The organism is Streptomyces sp. M41(2017), assembly GCF_002078175.1.
Taxonomy (GTDB): Bacteria; Actinomycetota; Actinomycetes; order Streptomycetales; family Streptomycetaceae; genus Streptomyces.
In genome coordinates, this window is sequence record NZ_MWFK01000001.1 from 4355167 (window position 1) to 4380236 (window position 25070).

Consider the following 25070-nt stretch of genomic DNA (forward strand, 5'->3'; position numbering starts at 1 on the left):
TCGTCCGCGTTCGCACGCGTAGGAACACGCATCGACGAAGCCTCGGTGCTCGTCGACAGCCCCTCGGGATCCCGGAAGCAGGTCGCACGGCATGAGCGGAATCACCAAGCCTGCTTTGCTCGTCATGGCGTTCGCGCCCGCCGAAACCGACATCGGTGGCCGCGCTCGCGACCACCTCGCCCGCATGTGGCGAGCATGCGGTTCGTTGGGCATGCGTGAGCCGGTCCCCGGGACCTCCGTGCCGGCGGACCGCATCGACTTCGGCTCGGCGCCCCCGGTCGCGCCCCGGTTCACCTTGTTGGCGGCCGCGCAGCGGACGGGCGACGACTCCGTCTATTCCGCCTTCGCCTTCGCCGACCACGATGTCGTCGGCGTGGTCGCCCTGCTGGCACCCAACGACACGGCCGGAGGCCTCACCCAGTGGGCCGATCTCGACGCCGAGTGGAATGCCGCCGTGGCCGCCGCCGGCAGACCGCCTGGACCCCCGGACTTATTGGGGGAGTTCCGCGTGTTCGAGGCGCTGCACGGCCCCTGGCTCGGGCGGCGTGACCGCGCGATGTGCGAGCTCGTCCGTCGGCACGCTCCCCGGACCGGCAGCGAGCCCTGGTGGGCCGGCTTCGACCGCACGGAGCACGGCTTCTCCGTGTGGAGGTCCACCGAGGCCGCCGAACCCGGGGATGCCACCGACCTCTACGTCCTGGCACCGGCCCGGTACGAGGCCGACCTGGACGAATGGGCCTGGGCCGCCGACGGCCGGAACGGACTGAGGCCGCTCGCGCGTTATCTGCTCCAGCTCTCGAAGATCCGGTACCAAGGACGGCTGTACGCCTTGTCGGAGCCGTCGCGCGCCCAGATAGCGGAGAGCGACGAGCGGACCACGGCGCTCCTGCGGGAGCTGGACTCCGCCGCCCGGCGTCCGGTGCCCCTCGAACGCCTGCTGAGGACGTCGCACCTGCTGGACGAGACGCAGTTCGGGCCCCAGGGGCTGCTGTGGACCATCACCCGCCAGCGACAGTTGACCCGCAGTCTCTCCACCGCCGTCGCCAACATGGCCTTGCACACCCCCGATCCGCGCAGGCACGGCGCGGGCGTCTCCTGGACCGTGACGGACCTCGCCGACGCCGAATGGCTCATCAAGCAGGTGGACGAGGACCGGCTGCATCTGGAAGCCGCCCGCGAACGGGCGGACAGTGTGCGGGCCGCGGTCTCGGTCCTGGTCGAGCGGGAACTGGTCAGCCACCGCAGCTGGCTGACGCTGGTCCAGACCTCCATCCTGGGATCGCTCCTCACCGCGCTGGCAGCCGTGCAGACCATGAACTACAAGATGCCGCTGCGCAAGGCCCTCGAGTCCCCGGTCATCGTCGCGGTCGCGGCCCTGGCCCTCGCCCTGCCGCTGGCCACCCTGCGCTGGGCGGGCGTGGCGCCGACGACGTCCCGCTACCGATGGCTCGACTCGGGCGTCGCGGGGCTGTTCGGCGCGTCCCTGGGATGGCTGGCCGTCACATGTGTGGCGCTGGGCAGAGGAGGAGGGCCTCCCGCCACCCCGTGGTCGCTCACGGGTGCCGTCGTGGCGGGTCTGATCGCTTCCGCCGGTACGCACCTTCTGACCCGACCGCGCTAGCGCGCCCCCTCTCCCTCCCGCTCCGGGCACCGCCGCGAGCCCGCGGTTCCGGAGCCACGAACCCGACGGAACCACCGAGGAGTTCTCCGCATGCGTCAGGACAACGGGCGGCACCCGCAGGACCCCAGCTCCGCGATCAGGGCGTTCGTCGAGGCACTGGACGTCGAGGATCTGATCATGAGGTTCGACATCGACTTCGACGCCCCGATGCGCCAGGCGGACGCCATCGGCATGTTACGCATGGCGCGAGCCCACACCAAGGAGCCGCAGGCCGGTGCCCGGGGCATCGCCCGACGGGTCGGCGCCCACTGGTGCGAGATCGTCCAGGCGGACATGGGATACGAGTTGCTCTCGGCGCTGCGGCTGATCGAGGCGTCACGGCCGGACGCCGAGCGGCTGCTGGCGTCGCGGAGCGACGGCACGGTCGACCCCGAGGACCCCTTCGCCGCCTACGCCCTCGCGCGGTGGTACGACGGAGTGGGCAGGATCCGCTACCGGCTGGGGAGTTACACCGCCTCCCGGCGGGTCTTCGGGACAGCCGTGCGGGTGGCCGAGTCGGCCCGGCTGTGGTGGGTGCTGCCCGACCTGCTCAGCAACCACACCCGCGCCGAGTTCGAGGAACGCGAGCAGGCGGCGCGTGAGAAGGACGACGGCAGGACCACGGGGAGGGACGCCGACGCGAGGGTCGCGCCGATGCGGCGGAACCACGACCGACTCGTCGAGCAGGCGAACGAGCACGGTGTCGCCATCGATACCGTGCCGGATCAGGAAACACCCCTGAGGCACAGGGAGTTCCTCCGCGGCTACTCCAATGCCCTCCACAACCTCGCCACCGCTCTGCGCCAGGCAGGGGACACGGAGCAGTCGCTGCGCGTCACCGCACGCTCCAAGGCCATCTCGCGGGGCCTGAACGACACCTACCGCACGGCGCAGTCGCTGTTGAACGAGGCCTTCTGCGGCGACAGCCCCGAGAGGAGCTTCGCGACCCTGCGCGATCTGGGTCACGGCCGCGGGGAGCACGCGGGGCCGGGGTGGGAACGCGGACGGCGGATCGCCCGCCAGAACCTCGCCCGACGCGCCGGCGGCCCCGACGGTCTGGCCGATCTGGGGAACCTTCTGGACGAGCTGGAGGACGACGCCGTCGGAACGGGCCGACGAGCCGGGCTGGACGTCGACTTCTACGCCTACACCGTGCGCTACTACCGGGAGACGGCCGCCGCCCTCCCCGCCGCCGACCGACCGCGGGACGTCCTGGACCGCCGGCTGAGGATGGCGGAGTCGGTGCGCGAGGCGATCGCGCTGCCCGTGTACAAACGTGCCTACGCCCACCACGTGAGACCCGCGTATCTGCGCGCCATCGGTGCCCGGATGGCACGCGGCGGTCACCGGCAGGAGGACCTGGAGAAGATCGTGTCCCTGGTGGAGGAGTCCTCGGGCCGGGAACTCCTGGACCTGCTCGCGTCGTCCCGCCCACCCGTCCTCGGCCGCCCCGCGCATCCGCTGCCCACGGCTCCCGAAGGATCCCGGGCCGGGAGGGACTCCTCGGAGGGGCGCCGCACGCCCCTGCGCACACAGGAACCTGCCGGGGCGGCCCAGGGGCGGGAGTGGAGGGAACTCCTCATCGAACGGGAGCAGCAGTACGAGGACCACTTCCTCCAGCACCCGCTGACATCGGCGACCCACGACGAGGACATCGCCCACCAGCTGGTCCAGTACACCCTCAACCACGAGGGCTCCTGTGTCGTGCGGTACTTCCGCTTCGGTACGTCCGACGCGCCGCTGGAGGGCGAGGAGGCGACCGCGCCCGACTCGCTCGGCATCGTGGTCTGCCGGGCCGGGGTGCTCACGCTGCTGCCCTCCGTTCCGTACACGGATGTGGCCGACCTCGCGCGCACGGTCTTCGAGGACCTCGCGGACCCCGCGTTCCCGGTCCCGAAGGAAGGAACCTGCCGGCGCATCTGGGAGCTGCTCGTCGGGCCGGTGTGGGAGAGCGCCGGCGAAGGAGGGCCGCCCGACCACCTCACCCTGATCCCCACCGACGACATCTTCGCGATCCCGCTGCACGTCGCCACCGCGCCGGGTGACAACCGGCCGCTCGCCGCCCGGGTCCCGCTGTCGCACTCGGTGAGCGTGGCCGCCTTCGTCACACGGGGCCGTCACCTGCTCAAGAAGCAGCTCATGGAACACGACGACGACCTGGCCGCGCTGCTGTCCACCGACACACGGGCGACGGGCGACGAGATCGTCGACGTCGGCTGGACGGCGGAGCACGTCCATGTGGCCGGAGAGGTCCCCGACGCCCTCAAGGGCAAGGTCGCGGGCGCTTTCACCGCCGACTGGGACGGACTCGAGCAACTGGTGTCCGTGAAACCGGAGTTCTTCGTCTACGCCGGGCACGGCGTGTACGTGGAGGAGCCCGAGGTCTCCGGCCCGCTCATCCACCTGGGAAGGACGGACATGCTGTCGCAGTTCGACCTCGCGTTGCGCGTCAGCCTGCCGAGGAACAAACTCACCGTGCTCGGCGCCTGCCTGGCCGGACAGGGCATGCGGTCCGACGGCGGCGACGTCCTCGGGTTCATGCGGTCGCTGATCATCAGCGGTGCGGGTGCCATCGGCGTGCCGCTGTGGTCCGTCCGTGACTCGGCGATGGTGGCGACGGTCGGTACGTTGCTCCGCGAGAGCAGAGCGGTCCTCGGATCCTCGGCCACCGGCGTCTTCGACGTCGTGCAGACCCTGCACGACCACTACCGGGAGAGTATCGAGACGTACACCTCGGTGGAGGCCCGGGTCGATCGGCTCCCCATCGCCCTGTATCTATGATCCGGTCGTGATCGCCCCGGCGCGGCGCCGCGACCGACAGCGCACGCGGACGACACGCGGACAAGCGGACAAGAGGAGAGCCATGGGCGCACACGACGCAGCCACCGGCAAGCAGACCGCACTCACCGACTACGAGGCACTGCGGGAGCACCGTCCCGAACTCTTCGTGAACCCCCCCGGCGCGGCCTTCGAAATCCTCTTCGACCGAGCCGACCAGGACCGGGCAGCCGACGCCATGGCACGGCTGGCCGTCGCGGCGGGGCTGCCCGAGAGCGTCGGAGACATCGGTGTCGTCTATCGCGACGCCTACTTCTGCCTGGTCCGTGACGCCGTACGGTTCGCGAACGGCCGACTGGGGACGTACATCCGTATCGTGCCCGCGTCCGCGTCCGGAGGAGCCGCCGTGCTTCCCCTGCTCGCCGACGGACGAGTCGTCCTGCTGCGTCACTTCCGCCACGCGAGCCGGGAATGGCACTGGGAGATCCCCCGTGGCTTCGGTGCTCCGGGAGAGGACGGCGCCGGCACTGCCGCGCGGGAGCTTCAGGAAGAACTGGGCGTCCACGTCGTGGACTTCACCTATCTCGGCGCGCTCTCTCCCGACACCGGCCTGCGTGCGGGCGTGGACCATCTGTACCTCGCGCACGTGGGGACGGACCAGGTGGCCGACGAGCCGGCCGGGGACGCCCGGGCGGAGGGGATCCAGGCGTACCGGGCCGTATCGCAGGGGGAGTTCCGGACGATGGTCGCGGACCGGCGGATCTCCGACGCGTTCACCCTGTCCGCCTACGCGCTGGCCACGGCCCAGGGCGTGCTGAAGGCCGACCCGGGCTGACCGGCCCGACGGGGAGACCACCCACGGTGCGGGCAGCGGCCTCTGTCCGTAATTCGATGGCGCCGTCGCCGCGGGCTCTCTAAAGTGGTGCCCGTTGGAGCGGCGACGGGGTTCGTTGTCGCGGGTGACCTGGATTGTGCACTGGGAGGTGTGACCGATGGCTGTCATTGAGATGGGCGCTGCCCGCATCCAGAAGTTCATCAAGTCCACCTCCGTGGCCGCCGGCTGACCTTCCTCTTCCTTCGCGCCGTAGTGCGCGTCGCCGGGGCCGCCCTTGTGAAGGGTCTCCCTTGACTTCCAGCTCCGCCCTCCCGACCTCGTTCGCGTCCCTGGACCTCTCCCCGCTCGTGTCCTACGGCTGGGACGACGCCTGGGCCGACGAGTTCGCTCCCCACCTCTCCGAAGGTCTCGTCGCCGGACGCGTGATCCGCGTCGACCGCGGTCAGTGCGACGTGGCCACCGCCGACGGGGTCATCCGCGCGGACACCGCGTTCGTGACACCGCACGACCCGATGCGGGTCGTGTGCACCGGCGACTGGGTCGCCGTCGAACCCTCCAGCCATCCCCGCTACGTCCGGGCGTACCTGCCGCGCCGCACCGCTTTCGTACGCTCCACCTCCTCCAAGCGGTCCGAGGGGCAGATCCTCGCCGCGAACGTCGACCACGCGGTCGTCGCCGTGTCGCTCGCCGTCGAACTCGACCTCGGCAGGGTCGAACGCTTCCTGGCCCTGGCCTGGGAGTCCGGCGCACAGCCCGTGGTCGTCCTCACCAAGGCCGACCTGGTGCCCGACCCGGTGACGCTCGGCCATCTCGTCCAGGACGTGGAGACCTCGGCACCGGGCGTGCCCGTGCTCACCGTCAGCTCCGCGACCGGCGAGGGGCTCGACGTCCTCGAAGCCGTGCTCGCCGGGGGGACCGCGGTCCTGCTCGGCCAGTCCGGCGCCGGCAAGTCCACCCTCGCCAACGCCCTGCTGGGCGCGGACGTGATGGAGGTCCAGGCCACCCGTGACATGGACGGCAAGGGCCGGCACACCACCACGACCCGCAACCTGCTCGTCCTGCCGGGTGGCGGCGTCCTCATCGACACCCCGGGACTGCGCGGCGTCGGCCTCTGGGACGCCGAGACCGGCGTCGGCCAGGTGTTCGCCGAGATCGAGGAGTTCGCCGCCGACTGCCACTTCCAGGACTGCGCCCATGTCGCCGAACCCGGCTGCGCGGTGCTGGAGGCCGTCGACTCCGGGGCGCTGCCGGAGCGGCGGCTCGACAGCTACCGCAAGCTGATCCGGGAGAACCAGCGGATCGTCGCCAAGACGGACGCCCGGGTACGCGCCGAGATCCGCCGGGACTGGAAGCGCAAGGGCGCGGAGGGCCGCGCCGCCATGGAGGCCAAGCGGGGCCGCTGGTAGCCGCACCCGCGGAGGGCCGCCGGTTCTGGCTCTCCGCTTCCTCCACCGGTCCGGCCGGGGTACGGCGACGGCGCGCCCGCCGCTCCACCCCGGCCGGCCGTGGCCGCTGCCTCCGGCGCCTCCACCCGGCCCGCAGCATGGTGTCCGAATCCCGCCAGCCGCGCTGTCCGCTCCGGGCCACACTGGAAGGGTGATCGACGACGACACCAGGTACGAAGCCGTACGCAGCCGGGACGCCCGCTTCGACGGGGAGTTCTTCTTCGCCGTGCGGACGACCGGGATCTACTGCAGGCCCAGCTGCCCCGCGGTGACGCCGAAGCGGCAGAACGTCCGCTTCTACGCGACGGCCGCCGCCGCGCAGGGCTCCGGCTTCCGCGCCTGCCGCCGGTGCCGGCCCGACGCCGTGCCCGGCTCCGCGGCCTGGAACGTACGCGCCGACGCCGTCGGCCGCGCCATGCGCCTGATCGGCGACGGCGTGGTGGACCGCGAGGGCGTCGGCGGGCTCGCCGCGCGCCTCGGCTACAGCGCCCGCCAGGTACAGCGCCAGCTCACCGCCGAGGTCGGCGCGGGCCCCGTCGCCCTCGCCCGGGCCCAGCGGGCGCACACCGCGCGCATCCTCCTGCAGACCACCGGCCTCCCCATCACCCAGATCGCCTTCGCGGCCGGATTCGCCAGCGTGCGCCAGTTCAACGACACGATCCGCGCGGTGTACGCGTCGACGCCGAGCGGGCTCCGGGCCGCCGCGCCCCGCACCGGCCCCGCCGTCCGTCGCGCCGCCACCCCCACCGCCGGTGTGCCCCTCCGCCTCGCCTACCGCGGCCCCTACCAGTCCATCGCCGTCTTCGACCTGCTGGCCGCGGAGGCGGTGCCCGGCGTCGAGTCCGTCAGCGGCCACCGCGGTCGCCGCACCTACCGGCGCACCCTCCGACTGCCCTACGGGACGGGGATCGTCGCCGTCGACGAGCGCGCGGGCGGAGGAAGAGGCCGTACGGCACCGGCCGCGGTGGGCGGCGAAGGCCCGGGCGGGGCGAGTCACGGTGCGCCGCACGGCACGGACGCCACCGAGGCAGAGCGGGACCGGTCCATCCGAGACGGGTCCGACGGCCGCCCGGGCGGCTGGCTGGACGCCCGGCTGCACCTCACGGACCTCCGCGACCTCACCACCGCGGTCCAGCGGCTGCGCCGCCTGTTCGACCTCGACGCCGACCCGTACGCCGTCGACGAGAGGCTGGGAGCCGACGCGCGGCTGGCCCCGCTCGTCGCGGCACGACCGGGACTGCGCTCACCGGGCACCGCCGATCCGGACGAGCTGGCGGTGCGCGCGCTGGTCGGGAAGGACGAGTCGGAACGCCTCGTGCTGCGCTACGGAAAGGCGCTGGACGCCCCGTGCGGCCCGCTCACGCACCTCTTCCCGGAGGCCGCCGTGCTCGCGGAGGCGGAGCCGGACGGTCCCCTCGGCGCACTGACCGCCGCTCTCGCCGACGGGGCCCTGCGCCTCGACCCCGGCGCCGACCGCGACGCGGCACAGGAGTCCCTGCTCACCCTGCCCGGCATGGACAGCGCCACCGCCACCGTCATCCGCACGCGCGCCCTCGGCGACCCGGACACGGCGCCCCCCGGCACCGACCTCCCGGACACCTGGCGCCCCTGGCGGTCGTACGCGGTCCAACACCTGCGCGGGGCCGGGCAGCTGTAGACGGACGCGGGGAGGACCGAGCACCGACGGGGCAAGGGCCGGACGGCATCATGTCTCCCGGACCCGGGCGCGCGGGTGCCGCCGGCCGTTCCGGGAGCCCACCGGCGAACAGGCGGCTCTCAGACGCCCGGCGCGGCCAGTTCGCGGGGTTCGATGCGGGACTCCGTCGCCGTGTCGCCCTCGCGGGTGACGACGTAGGCGGCCTTGCCGGGGAGCTCCGTGACGGCTTCGGCGAGGCGCGTGCCGCGGTAGACCAGGCCCACGCCGTCGTCGGTGCAGTGGGTCTCGGGGAGGGTGCCGTCGGCCACCAGCCGGTGGACCAGGGGGCGGCGGCCCGGGTCGCTGTCGTAGTGGACGCCGTTGCCGAACGGCAGATAGCCCAGTCCGTCGGTGAGCGCGCGCAGTTCGGGGCCGAAGGAGTCCGTGGTCCCGCCCTGGAACCAGCAGAGCGAACCGGCGCTCACCCCGCTGAGCACGACCCCCGCCTCCCAGGCGCGGCGGAACACCGCGTCGAGTCCGTGGACCCGCCACACGGCGAGCAGGTTCGCCGCCGAACCACCCATCACCCACACGACGTCCTGTTCGAGGACGGCGCCCTCGACGTCCTCGACGTTCGGCATCGGGAACAGGTGCAGCGGTGTCAGGTCGAAGCCCGCCACCCGCGCCGCCTCGCTCATCCTGGACGCGAAGTGCTCGGCGTCGCCGATCGCCGTCCCGACGTACATGACGCGGGGGCGGCGGCCCTCGACCCGGGCCAGTTCCACCGCGTGGTGGACGAGCGGCCCGAACAGGACGCGGGTGCGGTCGCCGACGCGGTGACCACCCGAGGTGGCCAGGATCGTGGGTTCCGTGGCGGTCATGGCTCGGGACCCTACCAAGGTCCAACGGCCCGGCGATCTTGGGCCGTTGTGTCTCCAGATGGCCCCTCATCAACGGGTTCGGGCCGCTTGGCCGTTCAGTCCTCCAGGCCCCAACTGTGGATCCGCCGCGGGTGGATCCGGATCAGCTCCTCACTGAAGTGCGGGCCCAAGTCGTGCTTTCCGGTGAGGAGTTCGGCCTCCCCGCGGATATCGAGACCCCGCACCTTCCACGGAGACACGCTGACGATGTCGTCGACGACCAACGCGACCTTCGGGTTCTTCTGCAGATTGCGCCACTTCTTGGTCGTTCCCATCGCGTATCCGCCGATCAGGATCGTCCCGTCGTCCTGCGGGAAGAAGCCGACAGGGTTGGCCTGGGGCTGCCCGAGAGGGTCCACGGTGGCCAGTCGCCCCAGCCGCTGCGACCTGAGGTACGCACGCTCCGCCTCGCTGAATTCGGTCATGACAGCAGCCAAACACGCGCCATCCCTCGACGCATCGGGTTCCGGACCTACGTCCGTCGGACGACACCGGTTCGGTTGCGGTGGGGGAGGGCGGTGCGCGTGAGGAACGGGCCGTTCACCGACCGTCCCGGACGCCGCGGGCCGGCGTCCCGCCGCCATTGGTGTGACCCCGCGTTGCGCGGTCCCGTGGTCAGGGAAGCCATGGCCCCATGACCCGCGCGATCATGCTCAGGCGTCTCCTCGTCGTCCTGGTGACCACTCTGGTTCTCATCCCGCCGGGCGTGCTCGCCGAGGCGGCGGACTCAGGCCCCGGCCCTCTCGCCGCACCACGGCCGGAGAACCGGAGCGCTGCCCGGGACACCTGGACCGGCACCTGGGAGGGCGCCGCCTCCGGCACGGCTCCCGCACTGCCCGGCGCCTCGATCCGCAACGTCGTGCACACCAGCGTCGGCGGCCGGGCGGCCCGCGTCCGCCTCTCGAACCGGCTCGGTACCGCGCCCCTCCAACTCGGCTCCGTCACCCTGGCGTTGCAGCTCCCGGGCAGGCCGACAGGACCGGGCGCCGTGGCCGGCAGCGTGCGTACGGTCACCTTCGGCGGCGCCCGTTCGCTCACCCTCCGCGCGGGCCGGGACGTGGTCAGCGACCCCGTCGCCCTGACGGTGCCCGCCGACGCCAACCTCCTGGTGTCCGTGCACACACCGGCCGACTCGGGCCCGGCGACGTTCCACCGCTCCGCGCTCCAGGCCAACTTCGTCGCCCCCGGCGGCGACCGCACCAGCGACGAGAGCGGCGCGGCGTACACCCGGACGATCGGCAACTGGTATTACGTCACCGGCGTCGACGTGCTCCGCTCCTCGACCGCCGGCAGCGTCGTCGCGCTCGGTGACTCCATCACCGACGGGACGGGCTCCTCGTTCAGCGCCGACCACCGCTGGCCGGACCGGCTCGCCGACCGGCTGCGCGACCTCCCCGCCGGTCGCCGCCCCGGCGTCCTCAACGCGGGCATCTCCGGCAACCGGGTCCTGCGCGAAGGACGCGGCCCGAGCGCGCTGACCCGCCTCGACACCGACGTCCTCTCCCGCGCGGGCGTCCGCACCGTGATCGTGCTGGAGGGCATCAACGACATCAAGGGCAGCCCCGAGGTGACGGACCCCCTCGACCTGGAGAACGCCTACCGCCTCCTCGTGCGCCGCGCCCACGCCCGCGGCCTGCGCGTCATCGGTGCCACCATCACCCCGTACGGCGGCCACAGCGCCTGCACCCCGGCCCGCGAAGCGGTGCGGCTCGCCGTCAACCACGCCATCCGCACCGGGCGGATCTTCGACGCCGTCGCGGACTTCGACGCGACGGTCCGCGACCCGCGCCGCCCGAACCGGATCCTCCCCGCCTACGACCCCGGCGACCATCTGCACTTCAACGACACCGGCATGCGCGCGCTCGCCGACACGATCGACCTGACCGCCCTCGTCCCGACCGGCGCGGCGCTCCACCCGTAGCCCCCGCCGCTCCGGAGGCGCCGCCGTCAGCCCGCGATCACGGCACCCAGCCACCCGCCCAGGATCAGCAGACAGGCGAAGAACTCCGTCAGGACGCTCCAGCCGCCCGACCGCATCGCGGTCCGCACCGACGTCCACGCCTCGCCCCGGCCGCCCAGACGCAGCCGCTCACAGAGGTAGATGCCGCCGAGGAAACCCGGGATCGCGCCCACCACCGGCACCAGCACGAAACCCAGGAGGGACCCGGCCCCGGCGTACACCGCCATTCGGGTGGTGGCGCCGCTCTCCCGCAGCCGGCGCGGGGGCAGGACGAAGCGGACGGCCTGCGCGAGCAGCAGGACCACCGTCGCGCCGACGAGAACCCCCCAGGACGAGGGCCGGGGATCGGACAGCGCCCACCACAGAATCGCGGCCCAGACGAGCCACGACCCCGGCAGACCGGGCACCAGTACTCCGGACAGGCCGAGCAGAATCACCACGCCGACCAGCAGGAGTTCCCACACTCCCATCTGCCCAGCCTGCCCGAGCGGACGCGGAACCGCAGATCAGTCCCGCGCGACCCAGCCCCGTTCGTAGGCGTGCCAGCCCAGCTGGAGCCGGGTCGCGACGCCCGTCAGCTCCATCAGCCGCTTCACCCGGCGCTGTACCGTCCGCAGCCCCAGATCGAGCTGTTTGGCCACGCTCGCGTCGGTCAGCCCCGCGAGGAGCAGGGAGAGGATCTCCAGGTCGGCGCCGTCCGGGCCGTCCGGCTCCTGCTGCAGTACGCCCCGGCTGCCCAGGCGCAGCGGCAGCGCGTCCCGCCACACCGACTGGAACAGCCCCGACAGCAGCTCCAGGAGCCCGCTCGCGTGCACCACCAGCGCCGCCGGCTCCGCCGTGTGCGAGGTCAGCGGCACCATCGCCAGCGAGCGGTCGGCGATGACCAGCTTGGTCGGCACCTGGTCCACGACCCGCACCTGCTCCTCGCGGCCGAGCGCGGCGGACAGCTCGGTGATGCCGTTCGGCAGGTCGAGGACGGACCGCTCGACGACGACGCGGTAGCGCACGCCCCGGTCCGCCGCCTGCTCCTCGGCGTCGTTGTCCGTCCCGGACACCACCAGCGGGTTCCCGGTGACCAGCGCGCAGACCTCCTCGGCCGCGCCGAGCTGGAGCTGGAGGAACCGCTGGGAGACCGCCGCCGCGCCGATCACCACCTCCACCAGGTCGTGCACGGCCGGCTCGGCGGCGGAGGCCCGGTACTCCTCGGCCAGCAGGGCCGCCGCCAGCTCCGCCTTCTCCAGTTCGTGGCGCTGCTGGGTGAGCAGCGCGCCCAGCGCGACCCCCGGCGGCGCGGCGACCCAGCGACCCGGCCGGGCGGAGGACTGCGCGGCCAGACCGTGCCGCTCCAGGATGCGCAGCGCGCGCTCCGTGTCGTACTCACCGAGCGTGAGCCGGCGCGCGAGATCGGGTACGTCGGCGGCGCCCACGGACACCAGTGCCCGGTACGCCGACTCGTGGGTCTCGTCCAGACCTATCGCTCCCAGCATGCGGCGATGTCCCTCCCCAGAAATGCGTTCCGGCCGGTCGGCGGCACCGTGGCGGGAAAAGGCCACGGCGCAAACCCGCCTCCGCACATCATCGCCGCACCCCCCGCCCCTCTGACAAGCTCACGCCACCGCAGCACCAACCACCGCCCGTAATGCCCTGCTTGGGCCTGGCCTGCGCGAACGCGAGCCGAACCGGCCCCGCGGACCGCGCCGGCACCGGCACGCGCGGCCGGGCGGACGACCTTGGGGAGTGGGACTTTTGGGGAGAGGGATATCGCGTACGGCCATGGGGGCGGCGACCGCCGCCCTCCTCGCCGTCACGACAGCCGTACCCGTGGCGGAGGCCGCGGAACAGCCGCGGCCGCTGACCGGCACCGGGGCCGCCGCCTCGGGCTCCGTCGTCACCCTCGTCACCGGTGACCGCGTCCTGGTGACGAAGGACGCGGCGAACGTCCTGCCCGCCGCCGACGGCAGCACCCCCTTCGTCCAGACCCGGCAGTCCGGCAAGGACCTGTACGTGTACCCGCAGGGAGCCGTCGCCGCGATCGCCGCGGGCCGCGTCGACGAGGAACTCTTCAACGTCACCGGCCTGGTCCGGCAGGGCTACGACGACGCGCACACCTCGACCGTGCCGGTCATCGCCACGTACGACACCTCGGTCGCCCGGAGCCTGCCGGTCACCCCGCGCGGCGCGAAGCGCGGCCCGGTCCTCGACCCGATCGACGGTGTCGCGCTGGAGGCCGACAAGAAGAAGGCCGCCGAGTTCTGGGCCGACGTCACGAACTCCCGCAGCCGTGCGGCCGGTTCGCTGAAGAAGCTGTGGCTCGACGCCAAGGTGCAGGCCACGCTGGACCGCTCGACCAAGCAGGTGCACGCCCCCGAGGCGTGGGCCGCCGGATACGACGGCAAGGGCACCAAGGTCGCCGTCCTCGACACCGGCGTCGACGCGGACCACCCCGACCTCAAGGGCCGGATCACCGCGTCCGAGAACTTCACCGACTCCCCGGACACGAGTGACCACCAGGGTCACGGCACCCACACCACCTCCACGGTCGGCGGCACGGGCGCGGCCGGCGGCGGCAGGAAGAAGGGGGTCGCCCCCGGCGCCGACCTGCTGAACGGCAAGGTCCTCAACGACTACGGCTCCGGCGAGACGTCGTGGATCATCGCCGGCATGCAGTGGGCGGTCGACCAGGGCGCCGACGTCGTCTCGATGAGCCTCGGCAACCCGGCGCCCACCGACTGCACCGACCCGATGAGCGCGGCGACCGAGGAACTCGCCCGGTCGCGCAGGAACACCCTCTTCGTGATCGCGGCCGGCAACACCGGCCCGACCCTCAACTCCGTGTCCTCGCCCGGCTGCGCGCCCGGCGTCCTCACCGTCGGCGCCGTCGACCGCGACGACTCCACGGCCTCCTTCTCCAGCCGCGGCCCGGCCTACGGCTCGCACACCCTGAAGCCGGAGATCACCGCGCCGGGCGTGGACATCTCCGCCGCCAACGCGGGCGGACGGGGCGTCCACGCCTACCAGTCCATGAGCGGTACGTCGATGGCGACCCCGCACGTCGCGGGCGCCGCCGCGATCGTCAAGCAACGCCACCCCGACTGGAACGCCCAGCAGATCAAGGCCGCCCTCGTCTCCGCCGCCGACACGGACATCCCCGGCGACGTACGGGAGACCGGCGGCGGACGCCTCGACGTGAAGGCCGCCGTCGACGAGAGCGTCCTCGGCACACCCGCACTCCAGGGCGGTTCCTTCACCTGGCCGCAGGACAGGAGCGACCGCACCACCGTCGACGTGCCCTACACCAACACCGGCACGAAGCAGGTCGAGTTGAAGCTCACCCTCGACGGGGTCACCGGCAACGACGGCTCCGCCGTGCGCAGTTCCGTCGCACGCCTCGGCGCGCGTACGGTGACCGTCGCCCCGGGTGCCACCGCCACCGTCCCGCTGAAGCTCGAACCGGACGCCGGCCTGACCCGCGCCCAGTACGGCGACGTCACCGGCCGCGTCCTCGCCACCGCCGACGGCGTCGCGGTCTCCACCCCCTTCTCCCTCTACGTCCAGCCGGAGACCGTCACTCTCCGCGTCGAACTCGTCGACCGGCTCGGCCGACCCGCCGGCTCCGCCTCCTCCCTCGACCTCATCGGCACGGACGACGCGAGCGGCGAACGCCGCTTCAACGAGGGCGCGGCCGACCAGACCTACGAGATCCGCCCCGGCAGCTACTTCCTCTCCAGTTTCGTCGCCACGCCCGAGACCGAGGGCACCCTCGTCAACTCCCTGACCTACCTGGCCCGTCCGCAGCTGGAGATCCGCAAGGACACCACCGTCGTGCTCGACGCCCGCACGGCCCACCGACTGAACGTGCGGACCGACCGGCCCTCCGAACTGCGCGGCGCCACCCTCGGGTTCGCCCGCTCCTGGGACGACACCTGGCTGCACGCCGGAACCGCCGCCGGAGGCCGTTCCGTACGCGGCTACTACGCCTCGGTCGACGGCCGGGCCAGTGACGGCACCTTCGAGTTCGACAGCTTCTGGCGGGCCGCGGCCCCGCAGATCTCCGAACTCGCCGTCGTCGGAGGGCCGGCCCTGCACCCGGTGACCGGCTCCACCTCGTCCGCCAACCTGGACGGGACCGGACGCGCCGCGCTCGTCGACGCCAAGTCCGGCACCGCGGACGAACTCGCGGGCGCCAAGGGGAGGATCGCGCTCGTCAAGCTCCCCGACACCGGCAACGCCAACGCCGTCGCGACGGCCGCGAAGGCGGCGGGAGCGCTCGCGGTCCTCGCCTACCGTGACGCACCCGGCCGCTGGTACCCCTCCACCGGCTTCACCGGCGGCCCGCTCCCGGTCCTCGGCATCCCGGCCGACGAGGCGCGCGCCCTGCTCGCCTCGACGGACGTGACGCTGCGCTGGAAGGCGACCGCCAAGAGCCCCTACCTCTACAACCTGTCCTTCCCCGAGACGGGACAGCTCCAGCACGCCGTCACCTACCGGGTCCGTGACCGTGACCTGGCGGCGAACCGGGCCACCTACCGCGCGATGGGCACCGCCACCGACTACGTCGACCTGCCCTCCTTCACCCGCCCGAGCGGACTCACCGGCGCCTTCGCCGACATCGAGACCGTCCCCGCGCCCTTCGAGCGCACCGAGTACTTCTCCGCCGGCACCACCGGCTGGGGGCACGAGGTGTCCAGCAGCTTCCCGTTCGGCGAGTACATGATCGACCCGGTGCGCACCTACACCAAGGGCGAGCAGCGCACGGAGGAGTGGTACGGCGGGGTCCTCTCCCCGGTGGCCCCCCTCGACGCCTCCGGTGAACAGGCGCTCGCCGCGGAGCGCCAGGGCAACCTGATCGGCGTCGCCCCCGGTTTCTGGGGTGACGCCCGGCATCAGGGAGTCCAGGGGAGCTTCGGGGACATCGGCTCCATGGAACTGCGGCGCGACGGCGTATCGATCGGCGAGTCCTCCGTCCCGTACGGCGTGTTCGACGTACCGGCCGAGGACGCCTCGTACCGACTCACCCTCGCCACCGCGAAGATCGGATCCCGTGTCTGGAACCGGTCGACGCAGACCGTGACCACCTGGTCGTTCCGCTCGCACCTGGACGAGGACGCCTTCTCGCAGGGCATCCCGCTGCTCTTCCCGCGCTACGCCCTGCCGGAGGACGGACTCAAGACCCTTCCGGCGAAGGACGGTCAGCGGATCACGCTGTCCGCGACCGGACACGCCGGCTACCGGCCCGGAGCGCTCACCGCGGTGAAACTGTCGTACTCCTACGACGACGGGAAGACCTGGACGTCCGCCGCGACCGCCCGGCACGACGGACGGTGGACGGCGACCGTCGATCACAGCGGAGCCCAAGGGAAGCAGGTCACACTCAAGGCCGAACTGACCGACGCCAACGGCAACTCGGTCGGCCAGACCGTGAACCGGGCCTACGACGTGCGCTGAGCCCGGGCACACCAGGACGCCGCCGGGCGGTTCTCCCGTGGGGGGTGGGACCGCCCGGCGGTCATGCGCGGGGGCGTTCCGCCCCGCATTCCTGTTCGACGACTCCCTCGACACGCCGTTCGACGGCCAGCACCTTGGCCGGTTTTTCCGGATGCCCCGTTTTCAACAGGCCACCGCGGTGGACAATTACGGGCATGAGCCAGCAGGGGGAGAAGCCCACCGGTCACGAGGACGCATGGTGGGGGGAGTTGTACGACGACTCCACCGAGGACACGGGACCCGCGCCGGCGGCCGACTCCCTGGACGACCGGTTCGCGTCGGCGGCCGGGACACTGGGCGACGGCACCGGAACCGACCAGGAGGCCGCGGCCGACGGGGAGTCCGGATCTCGACGGGGGCTCGACCCGGGGCCGGAGCACGCGCCCGGAGCGGGGTCGGTACCCCGGCCGGGGTCGGCGCCGTGGACCGTACCCGCGGCGGAGCCCGTGCCGGAACCGGGGCGCGACGGGGGAGGGATCCCGGGCCCGGGATCCCCCACCGCGCCGGTGCCCGGGTCCGGGGCCGCGCCCGGACCGGGGTCCGAATGGGGACCCGCGCCGGGCCGCGGCAGCGGGACCACCCAGCCCTCCGACTCCTTCGACGACGAGACTCGGGCGCCGTACCCCGGCCGGCGGGCGCCCGGTGCTCCGGACGTGCCGCGGCCGGTGACCGGGGAGGAGTCCCCGGGCGTCCCCGGGCAGGCCCCCTCCGGCTGGGACCGCCCGTCCCCTTCCCCGGCCTCCCCGGCCTCCCCGGATTTCCCGGCTTCCGGTGAAGCGGACGAACAGGCCGCGCCGTACCCCGGCCGGCGGGCGCCCGGCGCACCGGATGTGCCCGGCCCCGAGGCGGGGGAACAGCCTCCCGCCGTGCCCGGCCCGGCCCCCGCCGCCTGGGACCGGCCGTCCGCCTCCTCGACGGACTGGAACGGAGCCCCGGCGCCCGGTGCCTGGACCGGCGCCACCCCCCGCGGTGAGGCGGCGGCACGCCCCGGCCGGTGGGAGCGCGGCCCGGGGACGGGAACGGATTCCGCCGGGACCGCGCATCCGGACAGGGACACGCATCCCGAGCCGGACCGGCCCACCCCGGGAGGGCTCGGGCAACGGCCCGGCTTCTGGGACGCCCCGCCCGCCGACCCCGCGACTCCGGCTCCCTTCCCGCCGGGCCCGACCCCGCCGGGGTTCACCCCTCAGACGTCCCACCCGGAGGCGCACACCGAGGCGGCGTCGGGCCGGGTGCCCGGATCGAGGATTCCGGCCGACGCGCCCCCGCCACCGGTGGACGCACCACCGAGGCCAACGTCGGCGCCCGGACTCCCGAACACGGCGGGGCCCGCCGGTTCGGCGGGCGGCCCGGGTTCCGCCGGCCCCGCACCCGCGGGTCCGCCCCCTGCCGGCCCGCCGCGGACGGGCCCGGGGCGGGCCGACGAGACGCCCACCGCTTCCGCACCGGCCGGCCCGGGCCCCGCAGGGCCTGCGCACGGGGGGCGGCCCCCTGCCGGTTCTCCACCGGCCGACCCGGTTCCTGCCGGTCCCGCGCCCACGGGCCCGTCACCTTCCGGCCCCGCATCCGCGGGTCCGCCTCCTGCCGGTCCGCCCGCAGGGCCGGGACCGGTGGAGTCGGCCCCCGCCGGGTCCGGCGACCGCCCGGCACCGGGTGATCGCGGCCGGTCCGGCTCCGTCCCCGCCGGCCTGCCTCCTGCCGGTTCCGCACCGACGGTCCCGGGTCCCGTGGGCCCCGTACCCGCAGACCCCGTAGCGGCCGCACCAGGACCGGCAAGGCCCACGCCCGCCGGGCCGAACCCTTCCGGGCCGCACCAGGCCGGTGCGGGCCCCGCAGGGCAGGCAGCGAGTGAGCCCGTGCCCGCCGCCCCTACCGGGCTCCCGCGGACCACCGGCGGTTTTCGGACGCCCGGGGTCGCGGCCGAGCCCGCGGACGTCCGGGCCGGGGCGCCCCGGGAACCCGTGCTCTCCGTGCCCCAGCAGCCACCCGCCGTCGGTCACGTCGGGTCCGGTCCGCCCACCTACGACGCCGAACCGACCGCGCTCCCGCCCGCCGACCCGGACGAACTCGACGATCTGGTCGCCGACACCGTGCTCGACGGAGCCCGCTACGGGACGAGCACCCTGCGGGCCGTGTCCGTGCGCGGGGACTCCGCCCGGTACCGGGGCGAGCCGCGCCGGGACGCGCTGCTCACCGCCCGGTTCGGGGCGGGCGAGCAGGCGCTCGTGCTGGTGGCGATGGCGACCGGCGCCCGGGCCACCCCGGGGGCGCACCGGGCCGCGGCGGAGGCGTGCCGGTGGATCGCGCGCGCCGTCGGCCGCAGCCACGACCGGCTGGCCGACGACATCCGTGCCGCGCGCCGCGGCGACCTGAAGTCGGGGCTGCACCGCCTCACCGACCGCAGCCTCGGCAAGCTGCGGGCGAGCGCGGCGGAGCAGGGCGTCGAGCCGGAGGAGTACACCGCCAGCCTGCGCTGTCTGCTGCTGCCCGCCGACCCCGAGTGCCGTACCCGGGTCTTCTTCGGCGTCGGCGCCGGCGGCCTGTTCCGGCTGCGCGACGGCGAGTGGCAGGACATCGAGCCGCGCGTCGCCGAGGCCACCGGGGAGCCCGTGGTCGGCTTCGGCTCGCCGCCGCACGAGACCCCGGAGGGCGACCGGCTCACCATGGATCTCGGGATCACGACACCCCCGAGCCCCTACGAGCCCGCGCCCCGCCCACCACGGCCCCCGTTCCGGTTCCGGGCCTCGATCGCCCGCCCGGGTGACACGCTCCTGCTCTGCACCGGAGGCATGGCGGAGCCCCTGCGCGGGGAGCCGGAGCTGGCCGAGTACCTCACGACACGGTGGTCGGAGGGGGGACCGCCCGGCCTCGCGGCCTTCCTCGCGGACAGCCAGGTCCGGGTCAAGGGGTACGCCGACGACAGGACCGCGGCGGCCGTTTGGGAGGCGTAACCGCGCACGGTGTGAATTCATGGAGCCGGGGGACGGACGACGGGACGGGGGACCCGGGACGCCTGAGGGCTTCGAGGATCACGAAGAGGTGCGTGCAGCATGGCCAAGCAGAACGTCGCCGAGCAGTTCGTCGACATCCTCGTCCGTGCGGGCGTCAAGCGGCTGTACGGGGTCGTGGGCGACAGCCTCAACCCCGTCGTGGACGCGATCCGGCGCAACGCGGCCATCGACTGGATCCACGTCCGGCACGAGGAGACGGCCGCGTTCGCCGCGGGAGCCGAGGCGCAGATCACCGGCAAGCTGGCGGCCTGCGCCGGCTCCTGCGGGCCGGGCAACCTGCACCTGATCAACGGTCTCTACGACGCGCACCGCTCCATGGCGCCCGTGCTGGCCCTCGCGTCGCAGATCCCCTCCAGCGAGATCGGCCTCGGCTACTTCCAGGAGACCCACCCCGACCAGCTGTTCCGCGAGTGCAGTCACTACAGCGAGCTGATCTCCAGCCCGAAGCAGATGCCGCGGCTGCTCCAGACCGCCATCCAGCACGCGGTCGGCCAGTCCGGGGTCAGTGTCGTCTCGCTTCCCGGTGACATCGCCGCCGAGCCCGCCCCCGACCGGACGATCGAGACCGCCCTCGTCACCTCCCGGCCCAGTGTCCGGCCGGGCGACACCGAGATCGACGAACTCGTCGCGATGATCGACGACGCGCAGAAGGTCACGCTCTTCTGCGGCAGCGGCACGGCGGGCGCGCACGCCGAGGTCATGGAGTTCGCCGAGAAGATCAAGTCGCCGGTCGGGCACGCCCTGCGCGGCAAGGAATGGATCCAGTACGACAACCCGTTCGACGTCGGGATGAGCGGTCTCCTCGGCTACGGCGCCGCCTACGAGGCGACCCACGAGTGCGACCTGCTGATCCTGCTGGGCACCGACTTCCCGTACAACGCGTTCCTGCCCGACGACGTCAAGATCGTCCAGGTCGACGTCCGGCCCGAACACCTGGGGCGGCGCTCGAAGCTGGACCTCGCGGTGTGGGGGGACGTCAAGGAGACCCTGCGCTGTCTGACCCCGCGGGTGCGGCCCAAGGGCAACCGGCGCTTCCTCGACAAGATGCTGAAGAAGCACGCGGACGCGCTCGAGGGCGTCGTCAAGGCCTACACCCGCAAGGTCGACAAGCACGTCCCGATCCACCCCGAGTACGTCGCCTCCGTGCTCGACGAACTCGCCGACGACAACGCGGTGTTCACGGTGGACACCGGGATGTGCAACGTCTGGGCGGCCCGCTACATCACGCCCAACGGCAGCCGCCGGGTGATCGGTTCGTTCTCGCACGGGTCGATGGCGAACGCGCTGCCGATGGCGATCGGCGCCCAGTTCACCGACCGGAACCGGCAGGTCGTGTCGATGTCCGGCGACGGCGGGTTCTCCATGCTGATGGGCGACTTCCTCACGCTCGTCCAGTACGACCTGCCCGTGAAGGTGGTCCTCTTCAACAACTCCGCCCTCGGCATGGTCGAGTTGGAGATGCTCGTCGCCGGTCTGCCCTCGTACGGCACCACCAACAAGAACCCGGACTTCGCGGCCGTGGCGCAGGCGTGCGGGGCGTACGGCGTCCGCGTGGAGAAGCCCAAACAGCTCGCCGGAGCCCTCAGGGACGCCTTCGCGCACAAGGGCCCCGCGCTCGTCGACGTCGTCACCGACCCGAACGCCCTGTCCATCCCGCCGAAGATCAGCTCGGACATGGTGACGGGCTTCGCGCTCTCGGCGTCGAAGATCGTGCTGGACGGCGGGGTCGGGCGCATGCTCCAGATGGCCCGGTCCAATCTGCGCAACGTGCCCCGGCCGTAGGCGGCGGCTTCCGCGCGGGTTCTGTCAGGGGCCCGGATCATGTGCCGTCCGGGTCCCGCCGACCGTCGGGCGGCGAACTCCTGAGGGTTCGCCTCCTCTTCGTGTACGGCGAGTTCGGCAGACGCGTGTCGGCGGTTCGGCTGACTGCCGGCGGTCGGCGCGTCTCCCGAACGTGTAGTCCCGGAGCCGTCCCGTGCACACGGCCGGCCGCTCGCCCCGCCGTAGACGCGACGCCGCACCCCTCCCTCGCCGGAGTCCGGACGCCGGACGGGGCGAGGTCTCCGTGAGAGCGGACCGGAGTGTCGTGCTGCACCGGCCCCGGCCGGAGACCGGGACCGCCGACGACGGGACGGCTGCCGCTCGCGGACCGTCGCCGCCGGGGCCGTCGATTCCGCGCACGCCCGGTCCCGGCGCGACCCACTCCGTCACCCCCTTCGTCGACCAGGGGATTTGCGCGACCGCGGCGGTCCTGAGCCGCCCGCGGGCGATCCGGAACTCCCGTACCCCGTCAGCCGGATCGTCCCGAACATGCCACAGGTCCACGCCGGTGGCACCTGGTGCGCCCCGCCGTGCGGCGCGTGGTGACGGCCACGGGGCCCGTCCCCGGTCCGCCCCGGCGGACACCGCGCCGGCGCACGGAGTGGATCCGCGGCGTCCGGGCGGCTCCGTCGCGCCGATCGGTGCCCGGTGCAGGCGTCGCGCGACCGTTTCCGTGGACGCGGCGACGGGCGATCCGACATGACTGTCACGTTCCCGTTGGGGCATGGATCCCGTGAACGTGTTCGAGCAGGGGGGATCCGACATCGGCACGCAGGCGGGGGTCATGAAGAGGCAGGCAAGCGGAGGCGCTCCGACGGCCGGGGGGACCTCCTCCACCGATCCGGTGGACGACATGTCCGACGGGGCGGCCGACCAGCCGGACACGACGCAACTCCGGCGCCGGCTCGTCAAGGCGGACCTGCGGGCGGTTCCCGAGGTGCGCAGGGCGCTGCGTGAGCTGTTACGTCACTGGGGGATGCCGGGCCGGTCCGAGACGGCCGAGCTGCTGACCAGCGAGCTCGTCACCAACGCGCTGGTCCACACCGACCACGACGCCGTCCTGACGGCGACCGTCGGAGCGCGCCGACTGCACGTGGAGGTGCGGGACTTCGTGGGACGCAGGCCCCGGCTGCGCGTCCCCGACGCCGACGACGGCACCCACGGCAGAGGTCTGGTCCTCGTGCAGTCCCTGGCGGACGCGTGGGGCGTGCGGGCGCACGGCGTGGGCAAAGCGGTGTGGTTCGAACTGGACGGCGGCACGGTGTAGAACACCGTGCCGCCGTCGTCGTACGTGTCCGGGCCCGGCCGGAGCCGGACCCGCCCGGACTGTCGCCCGGGCGGAACAGTGCCTCAGCCGAACTGCTGCTCCAGATCCTTGAGCTTGCGTTCGAGGGAGTCGAGCCGCGGAAGGGCCATCGTGTCGTCCTCCGTGGTGAGGTCGACGGTGATCGGCTCAGTGCTCTTGCGGACCGGGGTGAGGGAGGGCCGCGAGCGTACGGGCAGCTGCTCCGCGGTGGATATGGCAGGCTCCGCGGAGCCCGCGGCGGGTGCCCGCTCCACGGTCGCCGTCTCCAGTTCCCGGCCGCCACCCCGCCCGGCGAAGCCGCGGTGTCCACGGCTCAGGGCCTTGAGGTGGGCCCGCTCGACCCGCTCCTCGTTCCGGCGGCGCAGGCGGTTCTGCTCCTTCTGACGCCGGTCCTCGCGTACCTCGTCCACGGCCTCGTCCAGCGTGCGGACGTTCTCCAGGAGCATCAGCGACCACGCGCTGTACGTCTCACGGGGGGCCCGCAGCCAACGGACGATGCGGATCTGCGGCAGCGGACGCGGCACCAGACCCTGCTCGCGCAGTGCGGCACGACGGGTCTGCTTCAGCGCGCGGTCGAACAGCACCGCGGCCGACAGGGACATGCCCGCGAAGAACTGCGGGGCACCGGCGTGGGCCATGCCCCGGGGCGCGTGGACCCAGTTGAACCAGGCCGCTGCACCCGCGAACGTCCACACGAGTATGCGGGAACCGAGAGCCGCGTCACCGTGGCTGGCCTCGCGCACGGCGAGGACGGAGCAGAACATGGCCGCGCCGTCCAGGCCGAACGGGACGAGGTACTCCCAGCCGTCGGAGAGGCCCAGGTTCTGCTGGCCGAAGCCGACCAGGCCGTGGAAGGAGAGTGCCGCCGCGACCGCGGCACAGCAGAACAACAGCACATAGGAGGCCGAGCCGTAGATGGCCTCCTTACGCCTGCGGCGCTCCTCGCTGCGTTCCCAGGAGTCGTCGCCGCTCGTGTCCCCGGACCGCTTGCCGCGCGCGAGCACCGCCACCGCCGCCAGCAGGCCCAGGAGCAGAACGGCGCCTGGAAGCAGCCAGTTCAGCGATATGTCGGTCAGTCTCATCTGGGGTCCCTTGCATTGGGATAGGGCGTAACGCCCGCCATAGTGGCCCAATCACGTCGGCCCTCAGGGGGTTTCGGGGCAAGAGGCCGCCAAGGGAGTGCAAGGGGATGCGCAGGGCGACGTTCTGCTCGAACTGCCGCGCGAGGGACGGGAGTTGAGTGCGAATAAGATTACCCGTACGGATGGTTCGACGGAAAGTTCCTGCGACAAGTGAGGAACTTGTGAAGTACCTGTGATCCGGGGAACGTCTCCGAGATGCCCTCGGGCGATGTTGATCTTAGGGCACGTGCGGGCCCGCGCCCGACCGGGGTGCCTCAACTGGCGTCGGCGGCCGTCAACTTGCGGACACGGTCCGCGTCGCAGGTGCGCGGGCAGGTCACGCAGGTGTCCTCGGGGTCCAGCGTGTAGAAGAGGCAGCAGCTCGCCCGGTCGCGGGTGGGCAGCGACCGGCCGGCGGGGCCGGTCAGTTCACGGAACGCCGCGGAGCCGACGTACGGCCGGGTGGCGCCGGGGAGCAGCAGCTCCAGCTCGCGCCGGCCGCGCGCCTCCTCGCCGAACAGGGGTGCGAGGTACCAGAGGCCTTCGACGATCTCGTCGGTCGCCATGCCCCACAGGGCCCGGCCGCGCCGCCGCATGCGCGGCCCGAAACCGCCGAGGACCGGCTCCAGGTGCTCGGCCACCGCGGCCCGCACCTCGGCGCGCAGCGCCTCCTCGTCCGGCACGACCCGCGCGCCGGGCAGCGCGGCGGCCGGGTCGTCCGGCAGGCAGGCGAACGTGGTGACGCGGACGGCGAACCGGCCGAGCTCGCGGTGGTAGGTGACGTGCTCCACAGGCATACGGGGCACCCGGCGCTGCAGAAACCACGGCACGGTGATCAGGAGGCAGGCGGGCCAGGCGTACCGGTGCAGTCCGAAGCTCGCCACGACATCCGGCCGCGCCCGCTGGCCGTAGTCCCGGGCCACCTGCGCCTCGTCCCACGCGAGGAACGCGTCGAGCGCGGGTCCGCCCTCCGCGAGCCCGGCGGCGTGGGCCCAGCCCGCACCGCGGGGCGCCGCCTCTCCGGCGGTCAGTTCCGTGACGCTCAGGTCGGGCATCACCTCGGTCATCCGCGCGTAGGCGTCCGCGACGGGCG

16 protein-coding genes are annotated in these 25070 nt (G+C 73.2%); 10 read left to right on the forward strand and 6 right to left on the reverse strand.

The window, feature by feature from the left end; all coding sequences use genetic code 11:
• The first annotated feature begins 91 nt into the window (after positions 1 to 91).
• From B0675_RS19120 to B0675_RS19140, 5 genes are all read left to right on the forward strand, one after another.
• On the forward strand, positions 92 to 1621 hold the full coding sequence (locus B0675_RS19120) for a CATRA conflict system CASPASE/TPR repeat-associated protein (protein WP_143661075.1): 1530 nt from the start codon (positions 92 to 94) through the stop codon (positions 1619 to 1621).
• Between the two features lie 90 nt (positions 1622 to 1711).
• Positions 1712 to 4441, forward strand: coding sequence for a CHAT domain-containing protein (locus B0675_RS19125; RefSeq protein WP_081220034.1), 2730 nt, complete (start codon positions 1712 to 1714; stop codon positions 4439 to 4441).
• 82 nt (positions 4442 to 4523) lie between these two features.
• Positions 4524 to 5273 carry an NUDIX hydrolase gene (locus B0675_RS19130; protein WP_081220035.1) on the forward strand — a complete coding sequence of 250 codons (750 nt, stop codon included), beginning with the start codon at positions 4524 to 4526 and terminating at the stop codon, positions 5271 to 5273.
• Positions 5274 to 5602: 329 nt separating this feature from the next.
• Positions 5603 to 6679, forward strand: coding sequence for a ribosome small subunit-dependent GTPase A (gene rsgA / locus B0675_RS19135; protein ID WP_241539962.1), 1077 nt, complete (start codon positions 5603 to 5605; stop codon positions 6677 to 6679).
• Positions 6680 to 6872: 193 nt separating this feature from the next.
• On the forward strand, positions 6873 to 8375 hold the full coding sequence (locus tag B0675_RS19140; RefSeq protein WP_081221873.1) for a DNA-3-methyladenine glycosylase 2 family protein: 1503 nt from the start codon (positions 6873 to 6875) through the stop codon (positions 8373 to 8375).
• Between the two features lie 119 nt (positions 8376 to 8494).
• On the opposite strand, the gene B0675_RS19145 is transcribed toward B0675_RS19140, so the two are convergent.
• Both B0675_RS19145 and B0675_RS19150 read right to left on the reverse strand, forming a co-directional pair.
• Positions 8495 to 9235 (reverse strand): peptidase E, encoded by a 741-nt coding sequence (locus B0675_RS19145; RefSeq protein ID WP_081220037.1) that lies wholly within the window; start codon positions 9233 to 9235, stop codon positions 8495 to 8497.
• Positions 9236 to 9330: 95 nt separating this feature from the next.
• Positions 9331 to 9699, reverse strand: a complete 369-nt coding sequence (locus B0675_RS19150) for a PPOX class F420-dependent oxidoreductase (protein ID WP_081220038.1) — start codon at positions 9697 to 9699, stop codon at positions 9331 to 9333.
• Between the two features lie 209 nt (positions 9700 to 9908).
• Between B0675_RS19150 and B0675_RS19155 the strand changes: the two genes are divergently transcribed.
• Positions 9909 to 11195 (forward strand): SGNH/GDSL hydrolase family protein, encoded by a 1287-nt coding sequence (locus tag B0675_RS19155; RefSeq protein WP_081220039.1) that lies wholly within the window; start codon positions 9909 to 9911, stop codon positions 11193 to 11195.
• A gap of 26 nt (positions 11196 to 11221) precedes the next feature.
• Here B0675_RS19155 and B0675_RS19160 read toward each other — a convergent pair whose 3' ends face one another.
• Positions 11222 to 11704 (reverse strand): DUF456 domain-containing protein, encoded by a 483-nt coding sequence (locus B0675_RS19160; RefSeq protein ID WP_081220040.1) that lies wholly within the window; start codon positions 11702 to 11704, stop codon positions 11222 to 11224.
• 36 nt (positions 11705 to 11740) lie between these two features.
• On the reverse strand, positions 11741 to 12721 hold the full coding sequence (locus B0675_RS19165; RefSeq protein ID WP_081220041.1) for a LuxR family transcriptional regulator: 981 nt from the start codon (positions 12719 to 12721) through the stop codon (positions 11741 to 11743).
• A 286-nt stretch (positions 12722 to 13007) separates the two neighbouring features.
• Between B0675_RS19165 and B0675_RS19170 the strand changes: the two genes are divergently transcribed.
• From B0675_RS19170 to B0675_RS19185, 4 genes are all read left to right on the forward strand, one after another.
• Entirely contained in the window at positions 13008 to 16679 is a 3672-nt protein-coding gene (locus B0675_RS19170) for a S8 family serine peptidase (RefSeq protein ID WP_081220042.1), read from the forward strand.
• 1313 nt (positions 16680 to 17992) lie between these two features.
• The gene (locus B0675_RS19175; protein ID WP_241539963.1) at positions 17993 to 19669 is read left to right on the forward strand and encodes a protein phosphatase 2C domain-containing protein; all 1677 of its coding nucleotides are present in this window, start codon (positions 17993 to 17995) and stop codon (positions 19667 to 19669) included.
• A gap of 99 nt (positions 19670 to 19768) precedes the next feature.
• Positions 19769 to 21511 carry a pyruvate dehydrogenase gene (locus tag B0675_RS19180; RefSeq protein ID WP_081220043.1) on the forward strand — a complete coding sequence of 581 codons (1743 nt, stop codon included), beginning with the start codon at positions 19769 to 19771 and terminating at the stop codon, positions 21509 to 21511.
• Positions 21512 to 22394: 883 nt separating this feature from the next.
• Entirely contained in the window at positions 22395 to 22817 is a 423-nt protein-coding gene (locus tag B0675_RS19185) for an ATP-binding protein (RefSeq protein ID WP_081221875.1), read from the forward strand.
• Between the two features lie 83 nt (positions 22818 to 22900).
• Here the strand turns inward: B0675_RS19185 and B0675_RS19190 are convergent, their stop codons facing one another.
• Entirely contained in the window at positions 22901 to 23938 is a 1038-nt protein-coding gene (locus tag B0675_RS19190) for a DUF2637 domain-containing protein (protein ID WP_081220044.1), read from the reverse strand.
• 314 nt (positions 23939 to 24252) lie between these two features.
• Positions 24253 to 25044, reverse strand: a complete 792-nt coding sequence (locus tag B0675_RS19195; RefSeq protein WP_241539964.1) for a (2Fe-2S)-binding protein — start codon at positions 25042 to 25044, stop codon at positions 24253 to 24255.
• Positions 25045 to 25070: the final 26 nt, after the last annotated feature.

Excerpts from the sequence above, each read along its gene's own strand:
- B0675_RS19120 (WP_143661075.1), top strand. The coding sequence starts at position 92 with ATGAGCGGAATCACCAAGCCTGCTTTGCTCGTCATGGCGTTCGCGCCC.
- B0675_RS19125 (WP_081220034.1), top strand. The coding sequence starts at position 1,712 with ATGCGTCAGGACAACGGGCGGCACCCGCAGGACCCCAGCTCCGCGATC.
- B0675_RS19130 (WP_081220035.1), top strand. The coding sequence starts at position 4,524 with ATGGGCGCACACGACGCAGCCACCGGCAAGCAGACCGCACTCACCGAC.
- B0675_RS19145 (WP_081220037.1), bottom strand. The coding sequence starts at position 9,235 with ATGACCGCCACGGAACCCACGATCCTGGCCACCTCGGGTGGTCACCGC.
- B0675_RS19150 (WP_081220038.1), bottom strand. The coding sequence starts at position 9,699 with ATGACCGAATTCAGCGAGGCGGAGCGTGCGTACCTCAGGTCGCAGCGG.
- B0675_RS19155 (WP_081220039.1), top strand. The coding sequence starts at position 9,909 with ATGACCCGCGCGATCATGCTCAGGCGTCTCCTCGTCGTCCTGGTGACC.
- B0675_RS19160 (WP_081220040.1), bottom strand. The coding sequence starts at position 11,704 with ATGGGAGTGTGGGAACTCCTGCTGGTCGGCGTGGTGATTCTGCTCGGC.
- B0675_RS19165 (WP_081220041.1), bottom strand. The coding sequence starts at position 12,721 with ATGCTGGGAGCGATAGGTCTGGACGAGACCCACGAGTCGGCGTACCGG.
- B0675_RS19170 (WP_081220042.1), top strand. The coding sequence starts at position 13,008 with ATGGGGGCGGCGACCGCCGCCCTCCTCGCCGTCACGACAGCCGTACCC.
- B0675_RS19180 (WP_081220043.1), top strand. The coding sequence starts at position 19,769 with ATGGCCAAGCAGAACGTCGCCGAGCAGTTCGTCGACATCCTCGTCCGT.
- B0675_RS19190 (WP_081220044.1), bottom strand. The coding sequence starts at position 23,938 with ATGAGACTGACCGACATATCGCTGAACTGGCTGCTTCCAGGCGCCGTT.
- B0675_RS19195 (WP_241539964.1), bottom strand. The coding sequence starts at position 25,044 with ATGACCGAGGTGATGCCCGACCTGAGCGTCACGGAACTGACCGCCGGA.